Source organism: Rhodococcus sp. CX, assembly GCF_015865005.1.
GTDB lineage: Bacteria > Actinomycetota > Actinomycetes > Mycobacteriales > Mycobacteriaceae > Rhodococcus.
On the sequence record NZ_JADZGH010000208.1, the window covers coordinates 3,116 to 6,000 of the forward strand.

At 69.2% G+C, this 2,885-nt stretch carries 3 protein-coding genes; all 3 read right to left on the reverse strand.

What is annotated here, in order from left to right:
- The coding region (locus I0Q12_RS22745) for an adenosine deaminase (protein ID WP_197254981.1) at positions 1–1,080 on the reverse strand (1,080 nt) is incomplete at its 3' end.
- Positions 1,081–1,097: 17 nt separating this feature from the next.
- Positions 1,098–2,402, reverse strand: a complete 1,305-nt coding sequence (locus I0Q12_RS22750; protein WP_197254983.1) for a thymidine phosphorylase — start codon at positions 2,400–2,402, stop codon at positions 1,098–1,100.
- Positions 2,395–2,814: a cytidine deaminase gene (locus tag I0Q12_RS22755; protein ID WP_197254985.1), complete on the reverse strand. Its 420-nt coding sequence runs from the start codon at positions 2,812–2,814 to the stop codon at positions 2,395–2,397. Before I0Q12_RS22755 ends, I0Q12_RS22750 begins: the two co-directional genes overlap by 8 nt.
- Positions 2,815–2,885 lie beyond the last annotated feature (71 nt).

The following is a 2,885-nucleotide window of genomic DNA, read 5'->3' on the forward strand; positions in this document are numbered from 1 at the left end:
GCCTATCAACACCGCGTAGCCGGGCTTGATGACGTCGTCGATCAGCTCGAGCCGCTGATCGAACGGCAGGAACGCCGATTTCATGGCGTTGATGGTGAACCGTTCGAGATCGACCCAGCCGTAGCCGAACGTCTCGACCAGGCGCATCATCTCCTTCGTCATCGTGGTGTCGCTCATCAGCCGGTTGTCGGTGTTGACGGTGACGCGGAACCGCAGCCGCGCGAGCAGATCGAACGGATGGTCCTCGAGCGCGGCCACCGCGCCGGTCTGGACATTGGAGCTGGGGCAGAGCTCGAGCGGAATCCTCTTGTCCCGCACGTAATTCGCCAACAGACCGAGCGACGCGGTGCCGTCCTCGGCGACGGTGATGTCGTCGACGATCCGCACCCCGTGACCGAGCCGGTCGGTGCCGCAGAACGCGACGGCCTCGTGGATCGACGGGAGCCCGAACGCTTCGCCCGCGTGAATCGTGAAGTGCGCGTTGGCCGCTCGCATGTACTCGAAGGCGTCGAGGTGCCGGCTGGGCGGATATCCGGCCTCGGCGCCGGCGATGTCGAACCCGGCGACCCCCCGGTCGCGGAAACGCACTGCCAGTTCGGCGATTTCACGCGACCGCGCCGCGTGCCGCATCGCGGTGAGCAGACATCCCACGTGGATCCGGCCGCCAGCCGCCGCGACCGCGGACTCCCCCGACCGGAACCCCTCGAGAACGTGTTCGACGACCTCGTCGAGGGTCAGGCCGGACTCGAGGTGCTGTTCCGGCGCGAACCGAACCTCCGCGTAGACGACGCCGTCGGCGGCAAGATCCTCGACGCACTCGCGGGCGACCCGTTCGAGCCCCTCGGCAGTCTGCATGACGGCGACCGTGTGCTCGAATGTCTCGAGGTACCGCACCAGCGAACCGCTGTCCGCCGACTGCCGGAACCATCCGGCCAACTCGGTCTCGGAATCGGCAGGCAGGGTGTGGCCGCATGCGTCGGCGAGGTCCAGAATCGTCGCCGGTCGCAGGCCACCGTCGAGGTGGTCGTGGAGCAGAACCTTCGGTGCCGTACGCACCTGCGGGGCAGTCAGCTCGTTCATGCCCCGACGGTAGTCGGCTACCCGGAGATCCGCTCCACGACGAGCGGTCGCGCGGGCACCGCGGGTGCCCCTCCGTCGGACGCCTCGGCGGAGATCCGGACCCCGCCCTGCAGCGTGGTGAGCGCGGCCGGGATCTTCTCCGGGGTATCGGTGTGCAGGGTCGCGAGGACCTGCCCGGCGCGCACCGCCTCGCCCGGTTTCGCGTGCAGCTCGACACCGGCGCCGGCCTGCACGGCCTGCCCCTGCCGTTCACGACCTGCGCCGAGCCGCCACGCCGCGACCCCGACCGCCATGGCGTCGAGTCCGGTGAGGATGCCGTCGGAGTCCGCACGCAGGGTCTCGGTGTACGCGGCGGTGGGCAACGCAGCGTCCGGGTCGCCTCCCTGCGCGGCGATCATCGCGCGCCATCGGTCCATCGCCGAGCCGTCCTTCAGCCGCTCGGCGGGGTCGACGCCGTCGATCCCGGCGAGAGCGAGCATCTCCCGCGCCAGCGCCAGGGTCAGCTCCACGACGTCGGGCGGTCCGCCACCGGCGAGAACCTCGACAGCCTCGCGTACCTCGAGCGCATTCCCCGCCGTGCGCCCGAGCGGGGTGTCCATGCGGGTGATCAACGCGACGGTGGGCAGGCCTTCGTCGCTGCCGAGCTCGACCATCGTGCGCGCGAGTTCGCGTGCCTCGCCCAGCTCGGTCATGTAGGCGCCGGAGCCGACCTTGACGTCGAGAACGAGCGCGCCCGCTCCTTCGGCGATCTTCTTGCTCATGATCGAACTGGCGATGAGCGGGATCGATTCGACGGTGCCGGTGACGTCGCGCAGCGCATAGAGCTTGCGGTCGGCCGGGGCCAGGTCCTCGGTGGGTGCGCACACGACCGCGCCGATCGCCGGATCGGTGAGGAGCTCGGCCATCTCGACGGTGTCGAGGTCGGCGCGCCAGCCGGGAATCGATTCGAGTTTGTCGAGGGTGCCGCCGGCGTATCCGAGTCCGCGTCCGGACAACTGCGGCACCGCAGCCCCGCACGCCGCGACGAGCGGTGCGAGCGGCAGCGTGATCTTGTCGCCGACACCGCCGGTGGAGTGCTTGTCGACGGTGGGCAGGCCCAACCCGGTGAAGTCGAGACGCCGTCCGGAGTCGATCATCGCGGTCGTCCAGCGGGCGGTCTCGGCGCGGGTCATGCCGCGGAACCAGATGGCCATCGCGAGAGCCGCCATCTGTTCGTCGGCGACGATGTCGTGGGTGAACGCTCTGATCACCCAGTCGATCTCGGCGCCGGTCAGTTCCAGACCGTCGCGCTTGTGCCGGATCACGGAGACGATGTCAGGCACGATCGCCTCCCGTCGGATGCACGGCCGCAAGATCATCGGGCCCGAACGCGTCGGGCAGCAGCTCGGACATGGGCCGCGGCCCTCGGGACGTGTCGACGAGCAGGTCGGGTCCGCCGTGCTCGATGAGGAGCTGGCGGCAGCGCCCGCAGGGCATCAGAACGGCGCCGCGGGCGTCGCAGACCGAGATCGCTCGCAACCGTCCGCCACCACCGGAAACGAAGTTACCGACGAGTACGCATTCGGCACAAAGTCCCACCCCATGTGAGACATTTTCCACATTGCACCCACTCACAACCGCGCCGTCGGCGGTGAGAGCGGCAGCCCCCACCGGGAACCGCGAGTACGGCGCGTACGCACGCCCCATCGCTTCATGTGCCTTGGCGCGCAACGTTTCCCACTCCACGTCCACCATGGTTGACCATCCTGTCACGGTGGCGAAGACGACGTTCGGTGGCCCCCACCGCACCAGATCACAGTTGGAAA

What these genes read in the sequence shown, in the direction of transcription:
- I0Q12_RS22755 (WP_197254985.1), bottom strand. Translation starts at nt 2,814, where the DNA reads ATGGTGGACGTGGAGTGGGAAACGTTGCGCGCCAAGGCACATGAAGCG.